Origin of the sequence: Pseudaminobacter soli (ex Li et al. 2025) (assembly GCF_003012705.1) — a bacterium.
Taxonomy (GTDB): Bacteria; Pseudomonadota; Alphaproteobacteria; order Rhizobiales; family Rhizobiaceae; genus Pseudaminobacter; species Pseudaminobacter soli.
Genome location: NZ_PXYL01000003.1, coordinates 503,838 through 522,710, shown reverse-complemented (window position 1 = coordinate 522,710; position 18,873 = coordinate 503,838). Strand labels below are relative to the sequence as shown.

Annotated in this window: 25 protein-coding genes and 1 pseudogene; 14 read left to right on the top strand and 12 right to left on the bottom strand. The window is 64.2% G+C overall.

Features of this window, described 5'->3' with window-relative positions; all coding sequences use genetic code 11:
- Window positions 1–50 precede the first annotated feature (50 nt).
- Window positions 51–962, bottom strand: a pseudogene (locus tag C7I85_RS08695) (D-alanyl-D-alanine carboxypeptidase family protein); the annotation flags it as partial.
- Window positions 963–1,157: 195 nt separating this feature from the next.
- Between C7I85_RS08695 and C7I85_RS08690 the strand changes: the two are divergent.
- On the top strand, window positions 1,158–1,790 hold the full coding sequence (locus C7I85_RS08690; RefSeq protein ID WP_106723545.1) for a nucleoside triphosphate hydrolase: 633 nt from the start codon (window positions 1,158–1,160) through the stop codon (window positions 1,788–1,790).
- Window positions 1,791–1,798: 8 nt separating this feature from the next.
- Here the strand turns inward: C7I85_RS08690 and C7I85_RS08685 are convergent, their stop codons facing one another.
- The 3 genes from C7I85_RS08685 to C7I85_RS08675 form a co-directional block, all read right to left on the bottom strand.
- Entirely contained in the window at window positions 1,799–2,503 is a 705-nt protein-coding gene (locus tag C7I85_RS08685) for a glutathione S-transferase N-terminal domain-containing protein (RefSeq protein WP_106723544.1), read from the bottom strand.
- Between the two features lie 106 nt (window positions 2,504–2,609).
- The gene (locus C7I85_RS08680; protein ID WP_106723543.1) at window positions 2,610–3,821 is read right to left on the bottom strand and encodes a beta-ketoacyl-[acyl-carrier-protein] synthase family protein; all 1,212 of its coding nucleotides are present in this window, start codon (window positions 3,819–3,821) and stop codon (window positions 2,610–2,612) included.
- 1 nt (window position 3,822) lies between these two features.
- Entirely contained in the window at window positions 3,823–4,077 is a 255-nt protein-coding gene (locus C7I85_RS08675; RefSeq protein ID WP_106723542.1) for an acyl carrier protein, read from the bottom strand.
- A gap of 253 nt (window positions 4,078–4,330) precedes the next feature.
- Here C7I85_RS08675 and C7I85_RS08670 point away from each other — a divergent pair, with 253 nt between their 5' ends.
- From C7I85_RS08670 to C7I85_RS08650, 5 genes are all read left to right on the top strand, one after another.
- Window positions 4,331–5,134, top strand: coding sequence for an urease accessory protein UreD (locus tag C7I85_RS08670; protein WP_106723616.1), 804 nt, complete (start codon window positions 4,331–4,333; stop codon window positions 5,132–5,134).
- A 149-nt stretch (window positions 5,135–5,283) separates the two neighbouring features.
- The gene (locus C7I85_RS08665; protein ID WP_106723615.1) at window positions 5,284–5,586 is read left to right on the top strand and encodes an urease subunit gamma; all 303 of its coding nucleotides are present in this window, start codon (window positions 5,284–5,286) and stop codon (window positions 5,584–5,586) included.
- Window positions 5,587–5,607: 21 nt separating this feature from the next.
- Entirely contained in the window at window positions 5,608–5,859 is a 252-nt protein-coding gene (locus C7I85_RS08660) for a DUF1272 domain-containing protein (protein WP_106723614.1), read from the top strand.
- A gap of 105 nt (window positions 5,860–5,964) precedes the next feature.
- Window positions 5,965–6,555: a HupE/UreJ family protein gene (locus tag C7I85_RS08655; protein ID WP_106723541.1), complete on the top strand. Its 591-nt coding sequence runs from the start codon at window positions 5,965–5,967 to the stop codon at window positions 6,553–6,555.
- Between the two features lie 14 nt (window positions 6,556–6,569).
- Window positions 6,570–6,875 carry an urease subunit beta gene (locus tag C7I85_RS08650; protein ID WP_106723540.1) on the top strand — a complete coding sequence of 102 codons (306 nt, stop codon included), beginning with the start codon at window positions 6,570–6,572 and terminating at the stop codon, window positions 6,873–6,875.
- 43 nt (window positions 6,876–6,918) lie between these two features.
- On the opposite strand, the gene C7I85_RS08645 is transcribed toward C7I85_RS08650, so the two are convergent.
- Window positions 6,919–7,410, bottom strand: a complete 492-nt coding sequence (locus C7I85_RS08645) for a hypothetical protein (RefSeq protein WP_106723539.1) — start codon at window positions 7,408–7,410, stop codon at window positions 6,919–6,921.
- A 218-nt stretch (window positions 7,411–7,628) separates the two neighbouring features.
- On the opposite strand from C7I85_RS08645, the gene ureC reads away from it, so the two are divergent.
- From ureC to C7I85_RS08605, 8 genes are all read left to right on the top strand, one after another.
- On the top strand, window positions 7,629–9,341 hold the full coding sequence (ureC, locus tag C7I85_RS08640; protein WP_106723538.1) for an urease subunit alpha: 1,713 nt from the start codon (window positions 7,629–7,631) through the stop codon (window positions 9,339–9,341).
- A gap of 30 nt (window positions 9,342–9,371) precedes the next feature.
- Window positions 9,372–10,160 carry a PhzF family phenazine biosynthesis protein gene (locus C7I85_RS08635; RefSeq protein WP_106723537.1) on the top strand — a complete coding sequence of 263 codons (789 nt, stop codon included), beginning with the start codon at window positions 9,372–9,374 and terminating at the stop codon, window positions 10,158–10,160.
- 218 nt (window positions 10,161–10,378) lie between these two features.
- A complete protein-coding gene (locus C7I85_RS08630; RefSeq protein WP_106723613.1) occupies window positions 10,379–10,924 on the top strand; it encodes a peroxiredoxin in 546 nt (181 codons plus the stop codon).
- 123 nt (window positions 10,925–11,047) lie between these two features.
- Entirely contained in the window at window positions 11,048–11,641 is a 594-nt protein-coding gene (locus tag C7I85_RS08625) for a hypothetical protein (RefSeq protein WP_106723536.1), read from the top strand.
- A 105-nt stretch (window positions 11,642–11,746) separates the two neighbouring features.
- Window positions 11,747–12,283, top strand: coding sequence for an urease accessory protein UreE (gene ureE / locus C7I85_RS08620; protein ID WP_106723535.1), 537 nt, complete (start codon window positions 11,747–11,749; stop codon window positions 12,281–12,283).
- A complete protein-coding gene (locus C7I85_RS08615) occupies window positions 12,228–12,947 on the top strand; it encodes an urease accessory protein UreF (RefSeq protein WP_428832837.1) in 720 nt (239 codons plus the stop codon). Before ureE ends, C7I85_RS08615 begins: the two co-directional genes overlap by 56 nt.
- Window positions 12,944–13,582 (top strand): urease accessory protein UreG, encoded by a 639-nt coding sequence (gene ureG, locus C7I85_RS08610; RefSeq protein ID WP_106723534.1) that lies wholly within the window; start codon window positions 12,944–12,946, stop codon window positions 13,580–13,582. The genes C7I85_RS08615 and ureG overlap by 4 nt, the downstream gene beginning before the upstream one ends.
- An 84-nt stretch (window positions 13,583–13,666) precedes the next feature.
- Window positions 13,667–14,434, top strand: a complete 768-nt coding sequence (locus C7I85_RS08605; RefSeq protein WP_106723533.1) for a class II aldolase and adducin N-terminal domain-containing protein — start codon at window positions 13,667–13,669, stop codon at window positions 14,432–14,434.
- Between the two features lie 39 nt (window positions 14,435–14,473).
- On the opposite strand, the gene C7I85_RS08600 is transcribed toward C7I85_RS08605, so the two are convergent.
- The 7 genes from C7I85_RS08600 to ruvC form a co-directional block, all read right to left on the bottom strand.
- Window positions 14,474–15,112 (bottom strand): HAD family hydrolase, encoded by a 639-nt coding sequence (locus tag C7I85_RS08600; RefSeq protein ID WP_106723532.1) that lies wholly within the window; start codon window positions 15,110–15,112, stop codon window positions 14,474–14,476.
- Between the two features lie 71 nt (window positions 15,113–15,183).
- A complete protein-coding gene (gene ybgC, locus C7I85_RS08595) occupies window positions 15,184–15,657 on the bottom strand; it encodes a tol-pal system-associated acyl-CoA thioesterase (protein WP_106723531.1) in 474 nt (157 codons plus the stop codon).
- A 211-nt stretch (window positions 15,658–15,868) separates the two neighbouring features.
- Window positions 15,869–16,906 (bottom strand): Holliday junction branch migration DNA helicase RuvB, encoded by a 1,038-nt coding sequence (gene ruvB, locus C7I85_RS08590; RefSeq protein WP_106723530.1) that lies wholly within the window; start codon window positions 16,904–16,906, stop codon window positions 15,869–15,871.
- Between the two features lie 43 nt (window positions 16,907–16,949).
- Window positions 16,950–17,570 carry a Holliday junction branch migration protein RuvA gene (ruvA, locus tag C7I85_RS08585; RefSeq protein ID WP_106723529.1) on the bottom strand — a complete coding sequence of 207 codons (621 nt, stop codon included), beginning with the start codon at window positions 17,568–17,570 and terminating at the stop codon, window positions 16,950–16,952.
- Complete coding sequence (locus tag C7I85_RS08580) at window positions 17,571–18,005, bottom strand: type II toxin-antitoxin system VapC family toxin (RefSeq protein ID WP_106723528.1); 435 nt, start codon at window positions 18,003–18,005, stop codon at window positions 17,571–17,573.
- Window positions 17,983–18,246 carry an AbrB/MazE/SpoVT family DNA-binding domain-containing protein gene (locus tag C7I85_RS08575; RefSeq protein WP_106723527.1) on the bottom strand — a complete coding sequence of 88 codons (264 nt, stop codon included), beginning with the start codon at window positions 18,244–18,246 and terminating at the stop codon, window positions 17,983–17,985. Before C7I85_RS08575 ends, C7I85_RS08580 begins: the two co-directional genes overlap by 23 nt.
- A 60-nt stretch (window positions 18,247–18,306) precedes the next feature.
- A complete protein-coding gene (gene ruvC, locus C7I85_RS08570) occupies window positions 18,307–18,819 on the bottom strand; it encodes a crossover junction endodeoxyribonuclease RuvC (protein WP_106723526.1) in 513 nt (170 codons plus the stop codon).
- Window positions 18,820–18,873: the final 54 nt, after the last annotated feature.

Below are 18,873 nucleotides of genomic sequence, written 5' to 3'. Positions count from 1 at the left end.
ATCGGCATTTCCGGACGGACGGGGGCTCCCGCCAGCGCCATCTCAGGCGCAGGTGCGGGCATGGAATCGGCGGGCGCCGCCGCCGGAACCGGCCCGCGGCTTGCGCTCGGCAGATAGCGCTCGATCAGTTGTTCGACCTCGGCGTTGCGGCTGCGCGCGGTGTCGCCACCCATGACCACCACCACCAGCTTGCGTCCGTCGGCGCTGACGGAGGTGACAATGTTGAAGCCGGAGGCGCGGATATAGCCGGTCTTGATGCCGTCGACGCCCTGCACGCGGCCGAGCAGGTCGTTGTGGCCGCGGATGGTGCGGCCGTTGAAGTCGAAGGACCGGGCCGAGAAATAGCGATAATATTGCGGGAAGCGCTTGCGCAGCGACAGGCCCAGCACCGCCATGTCGCGCGCCGTGGTCATCTGCTGGTCGTCGGGCAGGCCCGAAGCGTTGCGGAACACGGTGTTGCGCATGCCGATCTGCCGCGCCTTGGCCGTCATCATCTCAGCGAAGCGCTCTTCCGAGCCGCCCAGCTGCTCGCCCAGCGCAACCGCCACGTCGTTGGCCGACTTGGTGACCAGCGCGTAGATGGCCGAATCGACATCGATGGTCTGGCCCGCGCGGAAGCCGATCTTGGTCGGCGGACGCGAGGCGGCATAGGCCGAGACCGGGATATGGGTGGTCTTCGAAAGACGACCCGAATCCATCGCCTCGAACGTCATGTAGAGCGTCATCATCTTGGTCAGCGAGGCGGGGTAGCGTGCGGCATCCGCATTGGCCTGGAAGAGAACCTTGCCGTTGTTGCCGTCGACCACGATCACCGCATGCCGGCTCGGGTCGCCCGACGGCCGCAGCGCCTGGACCGTACTCAGCGTACCGGTGGTGGAGCAGCCCGCGACGGCGCCGAGGAGGAACAACAGGCAGGCCGCCTTGGCGGGGAATGCGGCGCGAAGGAACGAGAGGAAACGCAAGAATGTACCCTACAGGCTTTGACGACCGCGCTTGCGGCCATAGCTTCGTTATATTTACCACAATCCGGTTTCCGGTCCCTTAAGCATGCGGGGTTTGGAACCGGGCCGGGATCGTCCGCATTGAATGCCCGGACGGGGTTTGAATTTTATCGAATGTCGCCGCAAGATGGCGCATTGCCAGCGGATGGAGCAACGATGTCTGAAATCGCCAGCATTGCCGCCACGATCTTCAAACGCGCCGGCAAAGGGCGGCGCTTTGTCGTTGCCATCGCCGGGGCGCCCGGCGCCGGCAAATCCACATTGTCGCACCACCTCCTCGACCTGTTTCCCGAAGGCTCGGCGGCAATCGTCCAGATGGACGGGTATCATTTCGACGACGTGATCCTGCACAAGCGCGGCTTGCGCTCGCGCAAGGGCGCGCCCGAGACCTTCGACTATGCCGGCTTTGCCTCGCTGCTCAGGCGCATTCGCTCGATGGAGCCGGAGATCGCAGTGCCGGTGTTCGACCGCAGCATGGAGCTTTCGCGCGCGGGCGCCTCGATCATCGATTCCGACGCAAAGTTCGTGCTGGTGGAAGGCAACTACCTGTTGCTCGACGAAGAGCCATGGAACGAGCTGTCGTCCTTCTTCGACTTCGCCATTTTCCTCGACCTGCCGCGCAGCGAACTCGAGCGCCGGCTGATGCTGCGCTGGCACGAGCACGGCAAGACCGAGGAAGAAGCGCGCCACTGGATCGCCACCAACGACCTGCCCAATATCGAGCGGGTGACGCAGAAGCGACGCCCCGCCGACCTGGTCATCCAGAGCATCGCACTGACGGAAGCCTAGATGCGGCTTTAACCGCGCGGCGGAATCTCCAGCCCGCGCTGTACAGCCGGACGGGCAAGTCCCTGCTCCAGCCAGCGGGCGACATTGGCGAAGCTGTCGAAGCCGACGAGTTCGCGGGCCTCGTAGAAGCCGATCAGGTTGCGCATCCAGCCGAGCAGCGAAACGTCGGCGATGGTGAACTCGTCATCCATGATCCACTGGCGGCCGGCGAGCCGCTTGTCGAGAACGCCGATCAGACGCCGCGATTCGTCGCGATAGCGCTCGAGCGGGCGCTTGTCCTCGATGCTGCGGCCGGCGAATTTGTGGAAGAAGCCGAGTTGGCCGAACATCGGCCCGACATTGGCCATCTGGAAGAACACCCACTGGATGGTGTCGTAGCGCCGCGCCGCATCCGCGGGGATGAGCTTGCCGGTCTTGTCGGCCAGATAGAGCAGGATGGCGCCCGATTCGAACATGGCGAGCGGCTTGCCGCCGGGGCCGTTGGGGTCGAGGATCGCGGGGATCTTGCCGTTGGGGTTCAGCGACAGGAATTCCGGCGTCCAGGATTCGTCCTTGCCGATATTCACCGTATGCGCCTCGTAAGGCAGGCCCATCTCCTCGAGCGCAATCGACACCTTCACGCCGTTGGGCGTCGGGAAGGAGTAGAGCTGCAGGCGGTCCGGGTGCTTGGCCGGCCAGCGGGTGGTGATCGGAAAGGCGGAAAGATCGGTCATGATATCCCCTGATCGGTTGGGAGAAGGATGCGGCCAACGCGCCGGGCGGCGCTGCGCGAACCGCTTTCTACCATGCCGGCGCGGACTTGCCACGCCGGCAGGCCGATCAAACGGCCTTGAAGGCAAGCACCGCGTTGGTGCCGCCAAAGGCAAAGCCGTTGCTGATGGCGGCGCGCACTTCGCGCGAGCGGGCGACATTCGGCGTGACGTCGAGGTCGCAGGCGGCGTCCTTTTCGCGATAATTCGCGGTCGGCGGCACCAGGCCCTCGCGGATAGCCATGACGCAGGCGATCATTTCCAGCCCGCCCGAAGCGCCCATGCAATGAGCATGCATCGACTTGGTCGAGGACACCGACAGCCGGTCGGCATGGGCGCCGAACACCCGGCGGATCGCCGCCGTCTCGATCTCGTCATTGGCCTTGGTGCCGGTGCCGTGGGCGTTGACATAGTCGACATCCTCGGGCCTCAAGCCCGCTTCGGCAAGGCAGGCCTGCATCGCGGCCGCGGGGCCTTCGACGGTGGGCGAGACGATGTCGGAAGCATCGGCCGACATGCCCGAGCCGGCAAGCTCGGCCAGGATCGTGGCGCCGCGCGCCGTTGCATGCTCGTAGGTTTCGAGCACGGCCACGCCCGCGCCCTCGCCGATCACCAGCCCGTCGCGGTCGGCCGAGAACGGCCGGCAGGTTTCGCGGGCAAGTGCGCGCAGCGCTTCCCAGCCCTTGAGCACGCCATAGGCCAGCGGCGCATCGGTGCCGCCGGCGACCATCACATCGGCACGGCCGAGGCGAAGCTGGTCGGCGGCGATCGCAATCGCGTGGTTGGACGAGGCACAGGCCGAGGTGACGCCGAACACCGGGCCGCGGAGGCCGTGCGCCATGCTGACCTGGCCCGCCGGCGCGCCGGGCATGATGCGCGGCACGGCAAAGACGTTGGCGCGCGAGCGGCCCTCGATGAACAGGCCGCGATAATTGTCCTCGATGGTTTCCGCACCGAAGATGCCGGTGCCGATGGCAGCGCCGATCCTCGAAGTGTTGGCCTCGTCGACCTTCACGCCGGCTTGGGCAATGGCCTCGCCGGCGGCAATGATCGCCAGGAGGGAGTAGCGGTCCATGGTGACCAGGCGCTTCTTCTCGATGCCGTGTTCCGGCAGTTGTTTGATCTCGCCGCCGACGCGAACTTTCAACTCATGCAGTGGCGCCGTGGTGATCTCGCCGATGCCGGAACGACCGGCGCGCATGGCTTCCCAGATGGCAGGTGCGCTGGTGCCGAGCCCGCACAAACCGCCGAGCCCGGTGATGACGATGCGGGAGCGGGCCATGTCAGGCCTTGGCGCTGATCAGGTCGCGCACGGCGGCGACCATGTCGCCGACATTCTTGAGATTGCTCCAGGCTTCGACCGTGTTCATCTCGATCTCGATGCCATAGGCCTCCTCGATGTCGAAGATGATCTCCGTCAGCTCGAGCGAGTGGATGCCCAAGGCATTGAGCTCCGTTTCCGGAGAGATCTCGCCGCCGTCCATGTCGGCATGGGCCTTGATCTTCTCGATGATTTCCTGCGAAAGCTGATCCGCCATTCGGCCTCCCCCAACGTTGGACGTTCTCAATTCGAACGTCGCTTTGTTCCTCGTGCGCTTCGCAACGACCAACCGCAGCCATATCTACTCGAAATAAACCAAGCGATCACGGCAAGAAGCTGATGTTTATCTATAGAAAGCGAAATCGCGGGAGGCAACCGGAACGTCCTTCAAAAGCAGCATGCAAACTGAAATGAAAGTAGAGGAGATCATCGCCGTGCCTACCGACCCGTCAAACGCCCTCCAGCCGCGCATGCAGCGCGTATCGGGAGGCGCGCGGCTGACGGTGCGGCACGACGCAGGGCGTAGCCGGCTTTCGGAACTTTACCAGGAAGGAGCCGCCAAGATCCGCATGCCGCGCAGCGGCGGCGACGCGCTTGAGGCGATCCTGATCAATACTGCTGGCGGCATGACCGGCGGCGACCGGATTTCCTGGGAAATCTCGGCCGCGGAAGGCGCGAGCGTTACGGCGACGACCCAGGCCTGCGAAAAGGTCTACCGCGCGCTGTCGGGGCGGGCGGAAACGTCGGTCAAGCTCTCGGCCGGTGCCGGCGGGCGAATCGCCTGGCTGCCGCAGGAAACGATCATGTTCGATCGCGCGGCCTTCTCGCGCACGCTCGATGTCGACCTGGCGGAGGACGCGGAGGCGCTGATCGTCGAGGCCACGATATTCGGGCGCAGCGCCATGGGCGAGACGGTGAAGGACGGTCTTTTCCGCGACCGCTGGCGCGTGCGCTGCGGCCGCAGGTTGATTCACGCCGAGGATTTTTCGATCGGCCCGCGAATCGATGCCACGCTCGGCCGCTCGGCCGTGACCGGGGGCGACGCGGCAATCGCCACCGTCCTGCTCATCTCGCCGAATTGTGAATATCTGCTCGACGAAGCGCGCGCGATCCTTGGCGAGCAAGGCGCGGCGAGCTTCTGGCGTTTAGGCCAGACTGGCAAGCTTCTTGCTCGGCTTCATGCCAAGGACGGATATACGTTGCGCAAGCCGCTGACTTCGCTTATCGCATTACTGAACGGGCAGGCAGGCCTGCCGAAAGTTTGGTCACTTTAGGACCGATCTTTAGACCGATCAGCTTGGCGCACCGCGTGTCCGAACAGGATGCATGAGGGCAGCGCTGGCACTTTTTTGAATTTGAGCCTTTTGACGTGTTTGGACGCCCCGTCCGGACGCGCCCGATGGCTGATTTCCAGGAGGGTTTCGTGAACCTGGCGCCACGTGAGAAAGACAAGCTGTTGATCGCCATGGCGGCGATGGTTGCGCGCAGGCGCCTGGAGCGCGGCGTCAAGCTCAACCATCCCGAGGTGATCGCGCTGATCTCGGACTTCATCGTCGAAGGCGCGCGCGACGGACGGCCCGTGGCCGAGCTGATGGAGGCCGGCGCCCACATCATCACCCGCGACCAGGTGATGGAAGGTGTGCCCGAGATGATCCACGACATCCAGGTGGAAGCGACATTCCCGGACGGCACCAAGCTCGTGACAGTGCATCAACCCGTCCGCTGAAGGACATCAAGGGAGGCAATGATGCTTGAACTGCGCCCCAACTGCGAATGCTGCGACAAGGACCTGCCGCCCGAGGCGACGGATGCCATGATCTGCACCTTCGAGTGCACCTTCTGCGCCGATTGCGCCGAGGGCTTGCTCGGCGGCACCTGCCCCAATTGCGGCGGCAATTTTTCGCCGCGCCCGATCCGTCCCGCGGCAATGCTGGCAAAATACCCCGCCTCGACCCGCCGCGTGCTGAAGGCAGAAGGCTGCGCGGGCAAGGCTGCGTGACGGACCCGAATGGTCCCGGGCGAGATGCCATCTCGCTCCAATTCTTTGTTTTTGAAGCATGATCTTGTTCGAAAAGTCATGCTCTACCGGAAAGGAAGGAAAAGCATGTTGAAGCGGTTTGCGGTTTTCGTTGCGGCAATGGGAGCGGGCGTTGCCCCGGCCTTCGCGCATTTGAACCCGGCAGAGCATGGCTCCTTCCTGGCAGGCGTTTCGCATCCGCTGTTCGGCGTCGACCACATCCTGGCCATGGTGGCCGTCGGACTTTGGGCAGCACTGCTCGGCGGCCGCGCCATCTGGCTGGTTCCGGCCGCCTTCGTCGGAACCATGGCTGCCGGTTTCGTTGCGGCCATCGGGGGCGCCCCGCTGCCCTTCGTCGAGCCGGTAATCCTCGCCTCGGTGGTGGTCATCGGCCTCATGACTGCGATGGCGCTCAAGGTGCCGACCGCCGCCGGCATGGCGATGGTGGGCTTCTTCGCCTTCTTCCACGGCCATGCCCATGGCGGCGAGTTGGGTGCTGCGGGCGCTGCCTCCTTCGGCCTCGGCTTTGCCCTCTCCACCGCGCTGCTGCACGCGGCAGGCATTGCCATCGGCCTTGGCCTTGGGCGCGCCTTCGGCGGCCAGACCGGAACGCTGGTGACCCGCGCAGCCGGTGCACTGACCGCTCTCGGCGGCGCCTGGCTGGTCGTGGCGGGCTAAGGGAGAAACGCGCGATGATACCGGGCGAAGTCATTCCGGCTGCCGGCGAGATCGAACTGAACCAAGGCCTGCCGACGGTGACGCTGAAAGTGGCGAATGCCGGCGACCGCCCGATCCAGGTCGGCAGCCACTACCACTTCTACGAGACCAATGAAGGCCTGCGCTTCGACCGGGAAAAGGCGCGCGGTATGCGCCTCGACATCCCGGCCGGAACCGCCGTGCGCTTCGAGCCGGGCCAGGAGCGCGACGTGACGCTGGTGCCGCTCGGCGGCAAGCGCGAGGTCTACGGCTTCCGCCAGAAGATCATGGGCGCGCTCTGAAATGCACGCCTGCACTGCTGCTCGTCCCTTTGCGCTCGCCCCATTACTTGGCGGGCTTGGCGGCGGCTGCGTAAATGATGACGCTCTTCTGGCCGTTGAACTCGACGGCCAGCACGTCCCGCATCAAGACCGCATGCGAATTGATGGCGTGGTAGAGCATGGCGTTGCCCTCCAGGTCCTTGCGCAGATTGCCGACGTCCTTCTCATGCTCCTTGAGCTTGGCGTCGATCTTGGGCGGCAGCCCCTTTTTGACGACGTCCGGCAGGTAGACGATCTCGACCTTTTCGAGCTCGGAGGTCTTGCGCACTTCGCTGCTGGTGGCGGCCGAATTCTCGATCGCGGCGATGATGCGATCGGCGTCGACCTCGGCCTGGGCCTGCTCTTCCTGAACCTGCGAACCTATGATCGCATCGATGGCCTTCTTGCTGTCCAGGCCTTGCGCCATCAGCGCGACATTGGGCGAGAGTGCGATAAGGAAGGCAAAAACCGCGACCACATGCATCCATATCGGGTCGCGGCTCATCGAGATCGTCATCAGTCATTCCTCGTAAGCTGTCATTGTGAAACCGGCGGCTTGCGCACCTACCGAACCAAACGAACGCTATCGGGGTCAAGTTCCCTCAAACAGGACGAACGGTCCGGTTTGGGAGCTGTCCGTCTCACGAATGCGGCATCGAAGGCAAGAGCCGTCCGCGCCTTGCGCGAAAGCTTCGCCCCCATCGCCGCAAAACCCAGCAGAGGAGCCTGAAGACCATGCCAGCGAGACTCTCGCGCGCCGCCTATGCCCAGATGTTCGGCCCCACGGTCGGCGACCGGGTGCGGCTCGCCGACACCGAGCTGTTCATCGAAGTCGAGAAGGACTTCACCATCTACGGCGAGGAGGTGAAATTCGGCGGCGGCAAGGTCATTCGCGACGGCATGGGCCAGAGCCAGCTCTCGCGTGCCGAGGGCGCGATGGACACCGTTTTCACCAATGCGCTGATCGTCGACGTGACGGGCATCTACAAGGCCGATGTGGGCCTGAGGGACGGCCGCATCGCGGCCATCGGCAAGGCCGGCAATCCCGACACCCAGCCGGGAGTGACCATCATCATCGGCCCCGGCACCGAGATCATCGCCGCAGAGGGCAAGATCCTCACTGCCGGCGGCATCGATACGCATATCCACTTCATCTCGCCGCAGCAGGTGGACGAGGCGCTTTGCGCCGGCATCACCTGCATGGTGGGCGGCGGCACCGGCCCCGCGCATGGCTCGCTCGCCACCACCAGCACGCCCGGCCCCTGGCACCTTGCCCGCATCATGCAGGCCTTCGACGGCCTGCCCATGAACATCGGCGTGTTCGGCAAGGGCAATGCCTCTCTGCCCGGCGCGCTGGAAGAGATGGTGCTGGCCGGCGCCTGCGGCCTGAAAATCCATGAGGACTGGGGCGCCACGCCCGCCGCTATCGACACCTGCCTTTCGGTGGCCGACCAGTACGACGTGCAGGTGGCGATCCACACCGACACGCTGAACGAAAGCGGCTTCGTGGAAGACACGGTCGCCGCCTTCAAGGGCCGCACCATCCACTCCTTCCACACCGAGGGCGCGGGCGGCGGACATGCGCCGGACATCATCAAGGTCTGCCAGTTTCAGAACGTCATTCCGGCCTCGACCAATCCGACCCGGCCCTACACGGTCAATACGATTGCCGAACACCTCGACATGCTGATGGTCTGCCATCACCTGTCGCCGTCGATCCCCGAAGACATCGCTTTTGCCGAAAGCCGCATCCGCAAGGAGACCATCGCGGCCGAGGACATTTTGCACGACATCGGCGCCTTCTCGGTGATCTCTTCCGACAGCCAGGCCATGGGCCGCGTGGGCGAAATGATCATCCGCGCCTGGCAGACCGCCGACAAGATGAAGCGCCAGCGCGGCGCCCTGTCCCAGGAAAAGGGCGACAACGACAATTTCCGCGTGCGCCGCTACATCGCCAAATACACGATCAACCCGGCCATCGCGCATGGCATGGGCAAGGAAATCGGCTCGGTCGAAGTCGGCAAGCGCGCGGACCTTGTGCTGTGGAACCCGGCCTTCTTCGGCGTGAAGCCCGACATGGTGCTTTTGGGCGGCTGGATCGCCACCGCGCCGATGGGCGACCCCAACGGCTCGATCCCGACGCCGCAGCCGATGCATTTCCGGCCGATGTTCGGCTCCTTTGGCAAGGCGCGTACCAACAGCTCGATCACCTTTGTTTCCAAGGCGGCTTATGAATCGGGCCTTCGCGAGCGCATCGGCGTCGAAAAGCAGATGGTGCCGGTGGAAAACACGCGGGGCGGCATCGGCAAGCGCTCCATGCTGCTGAACGATGCCACCCCGCACATGGAAGTCGATCCCGAGACCTATGAGGTGCGCGCCGACGGCGAGCTTCTGACCTGCGAGCCGGCGACCGTGCTGCCCATGGCGCAGCGCTATTTCTTGTTCTAGGAAGGCGGCGGATCGATCGCGGAGGGAAGCATGAAGCTCGAAATGTTCCAGGTGGATGCCTTCACCGACAAGGTGTTCTCCGGCAATTCGGCCGCTGTGGTGCTTCTCGACGACTGGCTGCCCGATGCGGTGCTGCAAGGGATCGCGCTGGAAAATAACCTGGCCGAAACGGCATTCTTGAAGCCGCAGGGCGAGCAGTGGGAGATCCGCTGGTTCACGCCCACCGAAGAGGTTCCCTTCTGCGGCCACGCAACGCTCGCCTCGGCCTGCGCGCTTCATCAGCGCAAGGGTATCGACCGCGCTATGCGGTTTTCGACGCGGCAGGTCGGCGACCTCGTCGTCACGCCCGAGGGCGGCAGCTACCGGATGGACATTCCAAGGTTCGATCCGGACTTCGACATTCAGGCAGACGCACTCATCAACAGCATGCGTATGGATGCCTGGTTGCAGACCTTCCGCAACCGCGAGAACTTCTTTGCGGAGCTCGCTTCGGAGGCCGAGGTGCTGGCCTTCCGGCCCGACCTGCCGCGCATTGCCGAGCTCGGCTCCTTCGGCTTCTGCATAACGGCCCGCGGCGAGACGAGCGATTTCGTCTCGCGCTACTTCGCACCGGGCGCGGGCATTCCCGAAGACCCGGTGACGGGATCGACGCACGCGACGCTTGCGCCCTACTGGGCGCAAAAGCTCGGCAAGATGCATCTGTCCGCGCGGCAGCTTTCCGCGCGTGGAGGCACGCTGGCCTGCGAGGTTGCAGCCGAACGCGTCTACCTCAAGGGCGATGCCGTGATCTTCATGGATGCGCAGATATACGTTCCGTGAAGCGCGGCTCGTGAATCGGCAGGCCTGCAGCAATCAGTCTCCGGCCATCGCTGGCGCCATGCTCACGCGCCTGTGGACCGCGACCTGATGCCACGCCGCCGAAGCTGGACAGCCCTTTTTCAATTGCTATCTTCGCGCCGCACCTAAAATCCGTAAGGCAGACCCCCTTGCACCTCCGACAAGGCGCGGGATTGCCCAATCATTTCGAGGAGTTCTGCATGCTCGGGAAAAAAGTTCCCTCCGTCACCTTCCGCACGCGCGTTCGCGACGAGTCCGTTGGCGGCCCGAACCCGTTCCGTTGGGAAGACAAGACCTCGGCCGATTATTTCGGCGGCAAGCGCGTCGTCCTGTTCTCGCTTCCGGGCGCTTTCACCCCGACCTGCTCGACCTACCAGCTGCCGGATTTCGAGAAGCTCCATGGTGAGTTTAAGGAACTGGGCGTCGACGAGATCTACTGCATCTCCGTCAACGACGCCTTCGTCATGAACGCCTGGGGCAAGTCGCAGAACCTCGAGAACGTCAAGCTGATCCCGGACGGCTCGGGCGAGTTCACCCGCAAGATGGGCATGCTCGTCGCCAAGGACAATCTCGGCTTCGGCATGCGCTCCTGGCGCTATGCCGCCGTCATCAATGACGGTGCTGTCGAGAAGTGGTTCGAGGAAGAGGGCTACTCCGACAACTGCGAGAGCGATCCCTACGGCGTCTCCTCGCCGCAGAATATCCTCGAGGCGCTCAAGAAGGGCGACGTCGCCGAAGCTGCCTGATCATCGGCGCATAGCTCGATACCAACCCCGGCCGCGTCCCGCGCGCCGGGGTTTTTCTTTGCCATCCCGCGACGCTTGGCCTAGCTTTGCGGAAAAGCCATTTTAGAACCTACGCATAGTTCCATGGATCAGGCCACTCACAGCATCGCGGACGTGTTTCCGCATATCCGCATCGTCATGGGCATGGTGGTGGGCCTTGGCCTTACTCGGCTCCTGTCCGGCGTCGCCCGCATCGTCCAGCACCCGCGCGGCTACGCGCTCTATCCGGTCCACCTCGCCTGGGTCGGCATGGTGTTCTTGATGCTGGTGCATTTCTGGTGGTGGGAATTCGGCCTGTTCCACATCGAAAGCTGGACCTTCGGCAAATATCTCTTCCTGATCGGCTATTCGACGGTGCTCTTCCTCATGTGCGCGCTGCTGTTTCCAGACAGCATGCTGGATTACAAAAGCTATGAGGACTTCTTCATTTCGCGCAGGACCTGGTTCTTCGGGCTGCTGGCGGCGACCTTCGTGCTCGACATCGTCGACACGCTGCTGAAGGGCGATGCGCATTTCGCTCACTTCGGCCACGAATATCTCGTCCGGACGCCGATCTTCCTGCTGCTCTGCGTTGGAGCGATCTTCACCACCAACCGGACGTTCCATATCCTGTTCGTCGCGGTTGCGCTGGCCTATCAGGTATCTTGGATCTTGCGCCTATTCGACACCATTGCGTGAGCGGTCGGTGCGGCCGACAAATCCTGTTCAGATGAGCAAGCTCCGCGTGTAGAAAAGCGCTGATGGCTGCGTTTTCGAATCGCGGCCGGAACCCTGGAGCTTTCGATGTTTCGTGCCGTTTCCATCAGCCGGGCGGAAGACGCCCGCACTGCTCAAAAGCCTTTCGACAACGCCGTTCTGGCGCATGACGAACGCCATCTGCGGCGCAAGGTTCTGGAGCTGGCCGGCGGCACGCGCGTTCTGGTCGATTTTCCGCAGGCCGTGGCGCTGGAAGACCACGACCTGCTGGTGCTGGAAGACGGCCGCACGGTGGAAATCCTGTCCGCCAGTGAGGAACTGCACGAGGTGCGCGGGCGCGATCCGGTGCATCTGACCGAGCTTGCCTGGCACATCGGCAACCGGCATTTGCCGGCGGCGATCGAGGCCGGCCGCATACTCATCCTGCGCGACCATGTCATCAAGGCGATGCTGGAAGGGCTCGGCGCGAGCGTGATCGACACGGTCGAGCGCTTCCAGCCGACGCCCGGCGCCTATTCCGGCGACGGGCATGGCCATTCGCACGGCCACGGGCATCACCACCACGACCATGATGATGACCATCATCACCACCACCACCATGGCGACCACCATCACCATGACTGACGCGCAGCAAGGACGGGCGCTGCTCAGGCTCCTTGCCTGGCTGTCCCCGGTCTTTCCGGTCGGCGGCTTCTCCTACAGCAACGGCCTGGAGCGGGCCGTGCATAACGGGCTGGTGCGCAACCGCGAGGAACTGTTCGACTGGCTGTCGCAGCTCGTCGCTTTCGGCTCCGGCTGGAACGATGCGGTTCTGCTGGCCGAGGCCTGGCGGCGTGCGCTGGCCGAAGAGAATATCGACGACCTCGCCGAACTTGGCGAAGCACTGGCCGGCTCGCGCGAGCGCCACATGGAAACGATGCTGCAGGGCCGCGCCTTTCTCGATGCCGCAAAGGCCTGGCCGCATCCGCTGCTCGAAAAACTGCCGGACGACTGCCCCTACCCGATCGCCGTCGGCGCGGTGGCCGGCGCGCATGGCATCGCCCTTGCCGACGCGCTCGGCGCCTGGCTGCATGCCTATGTCTCCAACCTCGTGCAGGCAGCTATCCGGCTCGGCATCACCGGGCAGAGCGGCGGCGTCGAGACGCTGGCCGCGCTGGAAGCCCAGATCCTTGAGACCGCACAACGGGCGGCGAAATCCACTTTGGACGATCTTGGCTCGTCCACCATCATGGCCGATATCATGGCCATGCGACACGAAACCCAGAATTCGAGGCTTTTCCGCACATGACTTCGCAAAACGGACCGCTGCGCATCGGCATCGGGGGCCCGGTGGGCTCCGGCAAGACCACGCTGACCGAAAAGCTCTGCAAGGCGCTCAGCGACCGCTATTCGATCGCGGTGGTGACCAACGACATCTACACCAAGGAAGACGCGATGGCGCTGGTGCGGCTGCAGGCGCTGCCTGAAGACCGCATCCTCGGCGTCGAAACCGGTGGCTGCCCGCACACCGCCATCCGCGAGGATGCCTCGATCAATCTGGCGGCGGTGGCCGAGATGAACCGGCGCTTTCCCGACCTCGACATCGTGCTGATCGAATCGGGCGGCGACAACCTCGCCGCCACCTTCTCGCCCGATCTCGCAGACCTGACGCTCTATGTCATCTCGGTCTGCCAGGGCGGTGACATTCCGCGCAAGGGCGGCCCCGCCATCACCCGCTCGGACTTTCTCATCATCAACAAGAGCGACCTTGCGCCTTACGTGAATGTCGATCTGGAGCAGATGGATCGCGACGCTGCCAATGCGCGCGGAAAACGCCCCTTCGGCTTCACCGACCTGTCGCGCGGCGTGGGGCTGGACAAGGTGATCGACTTCATCGTCGAGACCGGTGGCCTTGCGGTGGACCAGCAGCAGCGTAGCGCTTGAGGCAGTACCGAAATCCGGTTGCCGCAAGGTGATCGGCAGGGCATCCTTCCCCCAAACGGAACGAAGACTCCGAGGGGAGAAGCCATGAGCGTGACGCAACTGTCGACCAAAAACCGCAGCAACCTGCCCTATTATGAAGAGCGCGTGGATCTGGCCTGCGCCTTCCGCTGGACGGCGCGGCTGAACATGCACGAGGCGGTGGCCAACCATTTCTCGCTCGCCGTCAACGACGACGGCACGCAGTTCCTGATGAACCCCAATCAGGTGCATTTCTCGCGCATCAAGGCGAGCGACATGCTCCTGATCGACGCCAACGACCCCGAGACGATGAACCGGCCGGATGCGCCGGACCCGACGGCCTGGGGCCTGCATGGCGCGATCCACCGCAACTGCCCGCATGCGCGCTGCGCGCTGCATGTGCATTCGATCCACGCCACCGTGCTGGCCTCGCTCGCGGATTCGCGCCTGCCGCCGATCGACCAGAACTCGGCCATGTTCTTCAACCGCCATGTGGTGGACGCGCATTATGGCGGCCTGGCCTTCGAGGAAGAGGGCGAGCGCTGCTCGAAGCTTCTGGCCGACCCGAAGGTCAAGGTGATGGTGATGGGCAATCACGGCGTGATGGTCATCGGCAAGAACGTCGCCGACGCATTCAACCAGCTCTATTATTTCGAACGGGCCGCCGAAACCTACATCAAAGCGCTTTGGACTGGCCGCCCGCTGCGTGTTCTCTCGGACGAGATCGCCGAAAAGGCTGCGAGCGAGATGGACGACTATCCCGGCCAGGCCGACAAGCATCTGGCCGAGTTGAAGGCGATCCTCGACGAGCAGGAACCCGCCTATCGGAACTGATAGCGACGCGAATGGCGGGCGGAAGCGCCGCCCGCCCGCTCAATAAAGCCCGAGATGGCCGCGCAATTCCGCAAGGCTCGAGACGAGGATAGCGCCGTCGGGCACGTGGTCGACCGGCTGCTGCGGCCAGAACAGCGCCTTCATGCCCGCCGCGACGCCGGCAGTGGCGCCGGCATGACTGTCTTCGATCACGAAGGTTTCGGCAGGGTCGATGCCGGTGAGCCAGGCCGCGCGCAGGAACGGCTCGGGATCGGGCTTGCCGTTGCGCACATCGTTGCGGGTGACGCTCTTCATGCCCGGCCGGTCGATGCCCAGCACGCGCAGATTGGCCTCAACGATCAGCCGATCGGAATTCGACACCACCGCCTGCGGCGTGCCCTGCGCCCAGAGATCGCGATAGACCTCTATGGCGCCGTCGCGCGGCTTCAGCGACGCGACATGCTCCATGTAGTAGACATATTTGCGCAGGATCCAGTCGTCGAAGGGCAGCTTTAGCCCGAGCTCGTCGCGCATCATCTCGTAGACGGGGATTGCGGCGACACCTACCACGCGGTCGTGCAGGTCGGCCGGCGGGGTGATGCCGAGGCTGAGCAGCACCGTCCTCAAGGCTCGCTCATGCAACGGCTCGCTGTCGATCAGCGTTCCGTCCATGTCCCAATATACGGCTCTCGGTGTCATGCCTGGCTCCTTACGGCACGGTCATAACGGGTTTGCGCCGCGAGATAAACCGTAAGAAATGATTGCTCGGGTTAAGCGCGCTCGCGCGGCAAAAAGGCCTCGATCCATTCGCGCGGGAAACGGCGCGGGCGGCCGTTCTCGCCGATGATTGCTGCCTCGACTTTAGCTTCGACCAGCACCTCCTCGCCGCGCTTCAGCTGCTGGCCCATGCGGATGCGCGCGCCGGAAATGTCTTCGGTGCGCGTGTCGACGGTGAGGATGTCGTCTATGCGAGCAGGCGAGCGGAAATCGATCTCCATGCGGCGGACGATCCAGACCAGCTTTTCGCCATGCTTGCCATCGGCGAGCTCGGTGTGGTGCACGCCGGCAAGCCGCAGGAAATCCGAGCGGCCGCGCTCGAAGAACTCCAGATAGCGGGCGTGATAGACGACGCCGGAGAAGTCCGTATCGGCATAATAGACCCGCGCCATGATGCGGTGGCCAAAGGGGGTCAGCTCGCCCGCAATGCCGGCCATCAGCCGTTCGCGCTCACCATGATCGTCCATCTCGCCTTCCTTCTGTCGCCTCACTGACAGGTACCGCTCGGTCGCGGCGCAGTCGAGAGGGCAGATCGATGCATCCCGAATGACGTCACTGGGAGCAATGCTTAAGCAGCGGAGCCGGCCCCGATCTGACCGAGCTCGTTAAGGGCTAAAGCGCCAAACGCACAATCAAAGCGCTTTGAGAGCCAATTTCGGTCATGAAAGGCACCTCGCCCTATTCCTCCTGGAATAGGGCGATCTGTTGTTGCGCCACTTCCCTCGGCGCTTCCAGCCCGAGATGCTTCCAGGCATTCGCCGTCAGCATGCGGCCGCGCGGGGTGCGCTGGATGAAACCCTGCTGGATGAGGTAGGGCTCGATGATGTCCTCGATGGCGTCGCGAGGTTCCGACAGGCCGGCCGCGATGGTTTCGATGCCGACCGGGCCGCCGCCGAAATTCATCGCGATCATCGACAGATAGCGCCGGTCGAGCTGGTCGAGCCCGAGCGCGTCGACCTCGAGCCGCGACAGCGCCTCGTCGGCGATTCTGCGGTTGACGATTTCGGCACCGGCGACGCTGGCAAAGTCGCGCACGCGGCGCAGCAGGCGGCCGGCAATGCGCGGCGTGCCGCGCGAGCGGCGGGCGATCTCGACCGCGCCGTCATCGCCCATGGGCAGGCCGAGGATGCGCGCGCCGCGCCGCACGATCAGCTCCAGCTCCTCGACCGTGTAGAAATTCAACCGGACGGGGATACCAAAACGGTCGCGCAGCGGGTTGGTGAGCAGGCCGAGGCGCGTGGTGGCCGCGACCAGCGTGAATTTTGCCAGGTCAATCTTGACCGAGCGCGCGGCCGGGCCTTCGCCGATGATAAGGTCGAGCTGATAGTCCTCCATCGCCGGATAGAGGATTTCCTCCACCGCCGGGCTGAGGCGATGGATCTCGTCGATGAAGAGCACGTCGCGCTCTTCGAGATTGGTGAGTAGAGCGGCGAGATCGCCGGCCTTGGCGATCACCGGGCCGGAGGTGGAGCGGAAATTGACGCCGAGCTCACGCGCCATGATCTGCGCCAGCGTGGTCTTGCCCAGGCCCGGAGGGCCGACGAACAGCACATGGTCAAGCGCCTCACCGCGCCCCTTGGCCGCCTCGATGAAGATCTTGAGATTGGCGCGCGCGGCCGCCTGGCCGACGAATTCGTCAAGGCTCTGCGGGCGCAGCGTCGAATCGACGTCCTCGCCGCGCTTGTCGGCCGAGATGAGACGGGCTTCGGTGTTCATGCGCCCCTCCTCGCATGGGCAGCGGCCGCGGGCAAGCCGAGCCTCACCGCGCCAGTTCCTTCAGACCAAGGCGGATGAGTTTCGACGAATCCGCTTCATCGCCTGCCGTCTTCAAAGCCGCGGAGACGGCGTTGGCGGCAATGTCGCGCGAATAGCCGAGATTGACCAGCGCCGAGACGGCGTCGGCTATCGGCGCCGGCGCAACGCCCTCGCCCAGCTCCTGCTTGAGGCCGATGGTGCCCACGGCCTCGCCGGCAAAGGCGGGCGCCTTGTTCTTGAGCTCGGTGACGATGCGCTCGGCCACCTTCTTGCCCACGCCCGGCGCGCGGCTGACCATGGCGATGTCGCGCAGCGCGATCGCGTTGGCGAGGTCGCTTGGGGTCAAAGTGGAAAGCACCGCCAGCGCCACCTTGGCGCCGACGCCCTGCACATTGGTCTGCAGCAGGCGGAACCATTCGCGCTCCAGCGCGGTCTGGAAGCCGTAAAGCCGGATCATGTCCTCGCGAACGTAGGTCTCGATCAACAGCACCGCCGCCTCGCCAGCACCGGGAAGCGAAGCCAGCGTGCGCGCCGAGCAATAGGCCACATAGCAGACGCCGTGGACGTCGATGACGCAGTGGTCCTCGGCGATCTCGTCCACCGTGCCCTTGAGCTTGCCGATCATCTAGTCGTTCTCCAGGGGATAGGTTTCAGGGCTCAATATGTTGAGGCTGGGGAAATAAGTGCGGTAGCGGCCGGGATCGCGGGTGAGCAGCCGATGCCCCGCGACGGCGGCGTGCGCGCCGATGAGGAAATCCGGCAAGGTTCTTTCCCGCTTACCGCCACGGAGACGATAAAGCGTGTGCGCTGCCCCGGCTTCGAATGCGGCGTCGAATGGAAAGTCCTCGCGCACGGGCTGGAGCCAGGCGAAGGCACGCGACAGCGCTTCCTCGCCAAGGGTCGGTTTGGACAACTCGGCCCAGACAATCGCGCTGAATACAACCGGCCCTTCGGCAAGCGTGCGCTTGAGGGCGGCCAGCGACCAGCGACGCGTTTCCAGTTCCGCCGGGCCGAGAACGTCGATGAGGACATTGGTATCAATGAGGGTCGAGATCTTCACGCGGTCCCCTCAGCCAGTCGACATAGGCCTTTCCGTCCATTCCCATGGTGTCGAAAGTGCCCGCCACGCTCGCAGCCCATTCCTCGAAGGTCTGCTCCCTCTGCTCCGTCGAAGCTTCCCGCTTCTCCAGCACCACAACCGAATCCCGCTCCACGAAATCGACGTCGCTGCCGGGACCGATGCCCAGTCGGTCGCGGATTTCCTTCGGAATGGTGACCTGGCCCTTTTCGGTGACGCGCATGGTAATACCTCTGCGGTATTACTTACCCGCAGCACCGGAACAAGTCAAGAACATCAGAGTTCAGCCGGCCAGAGCGGCAAGCCGGGAGGTCACGCTTTGGCGGTGATGGGCGTGACAGATGGCGATCGCCAGAGCGTCTGCCGAATCGGCGCCATCGAAGACGGCCTTGGGCATCAGCACCTTCACCATCATCTGGATCTGCTTCTTGTCGCCGTGACCGACGCCGATCACCGCCTTCTTGACGGCATTGGGCGCATATTCGGCGACCGGCAGGCCGGCGCGGGCCGGCACCAGCATGGCAATGCCGCGCGCCTGTCCGAGCTTGATGGTGGCGGTGGCGTCCTTGTTGGCGAAGGTAATTTCGACCGCGGCCTCGTCCGGCATCTGGCGATGCAATATCTCGGCAAGACCGTCATGCAGCTGGCATAGACGAGTGGCGAGTGACGCCTTGTCGTCGGAGCGCACCGTGCCGGCCGCAACGAAGCGCAGCGAATTGCCGAGCGACTCGACAATGCCCCAGCCGGTGCGCCGAAGCCCCGGGTCTATACCGATAATGCGAATCGCTTGGTTCATCCGGCGACAGTACCTCCGCCGGAAGGATGTGTCAGGAATATGTGAACAAACCGG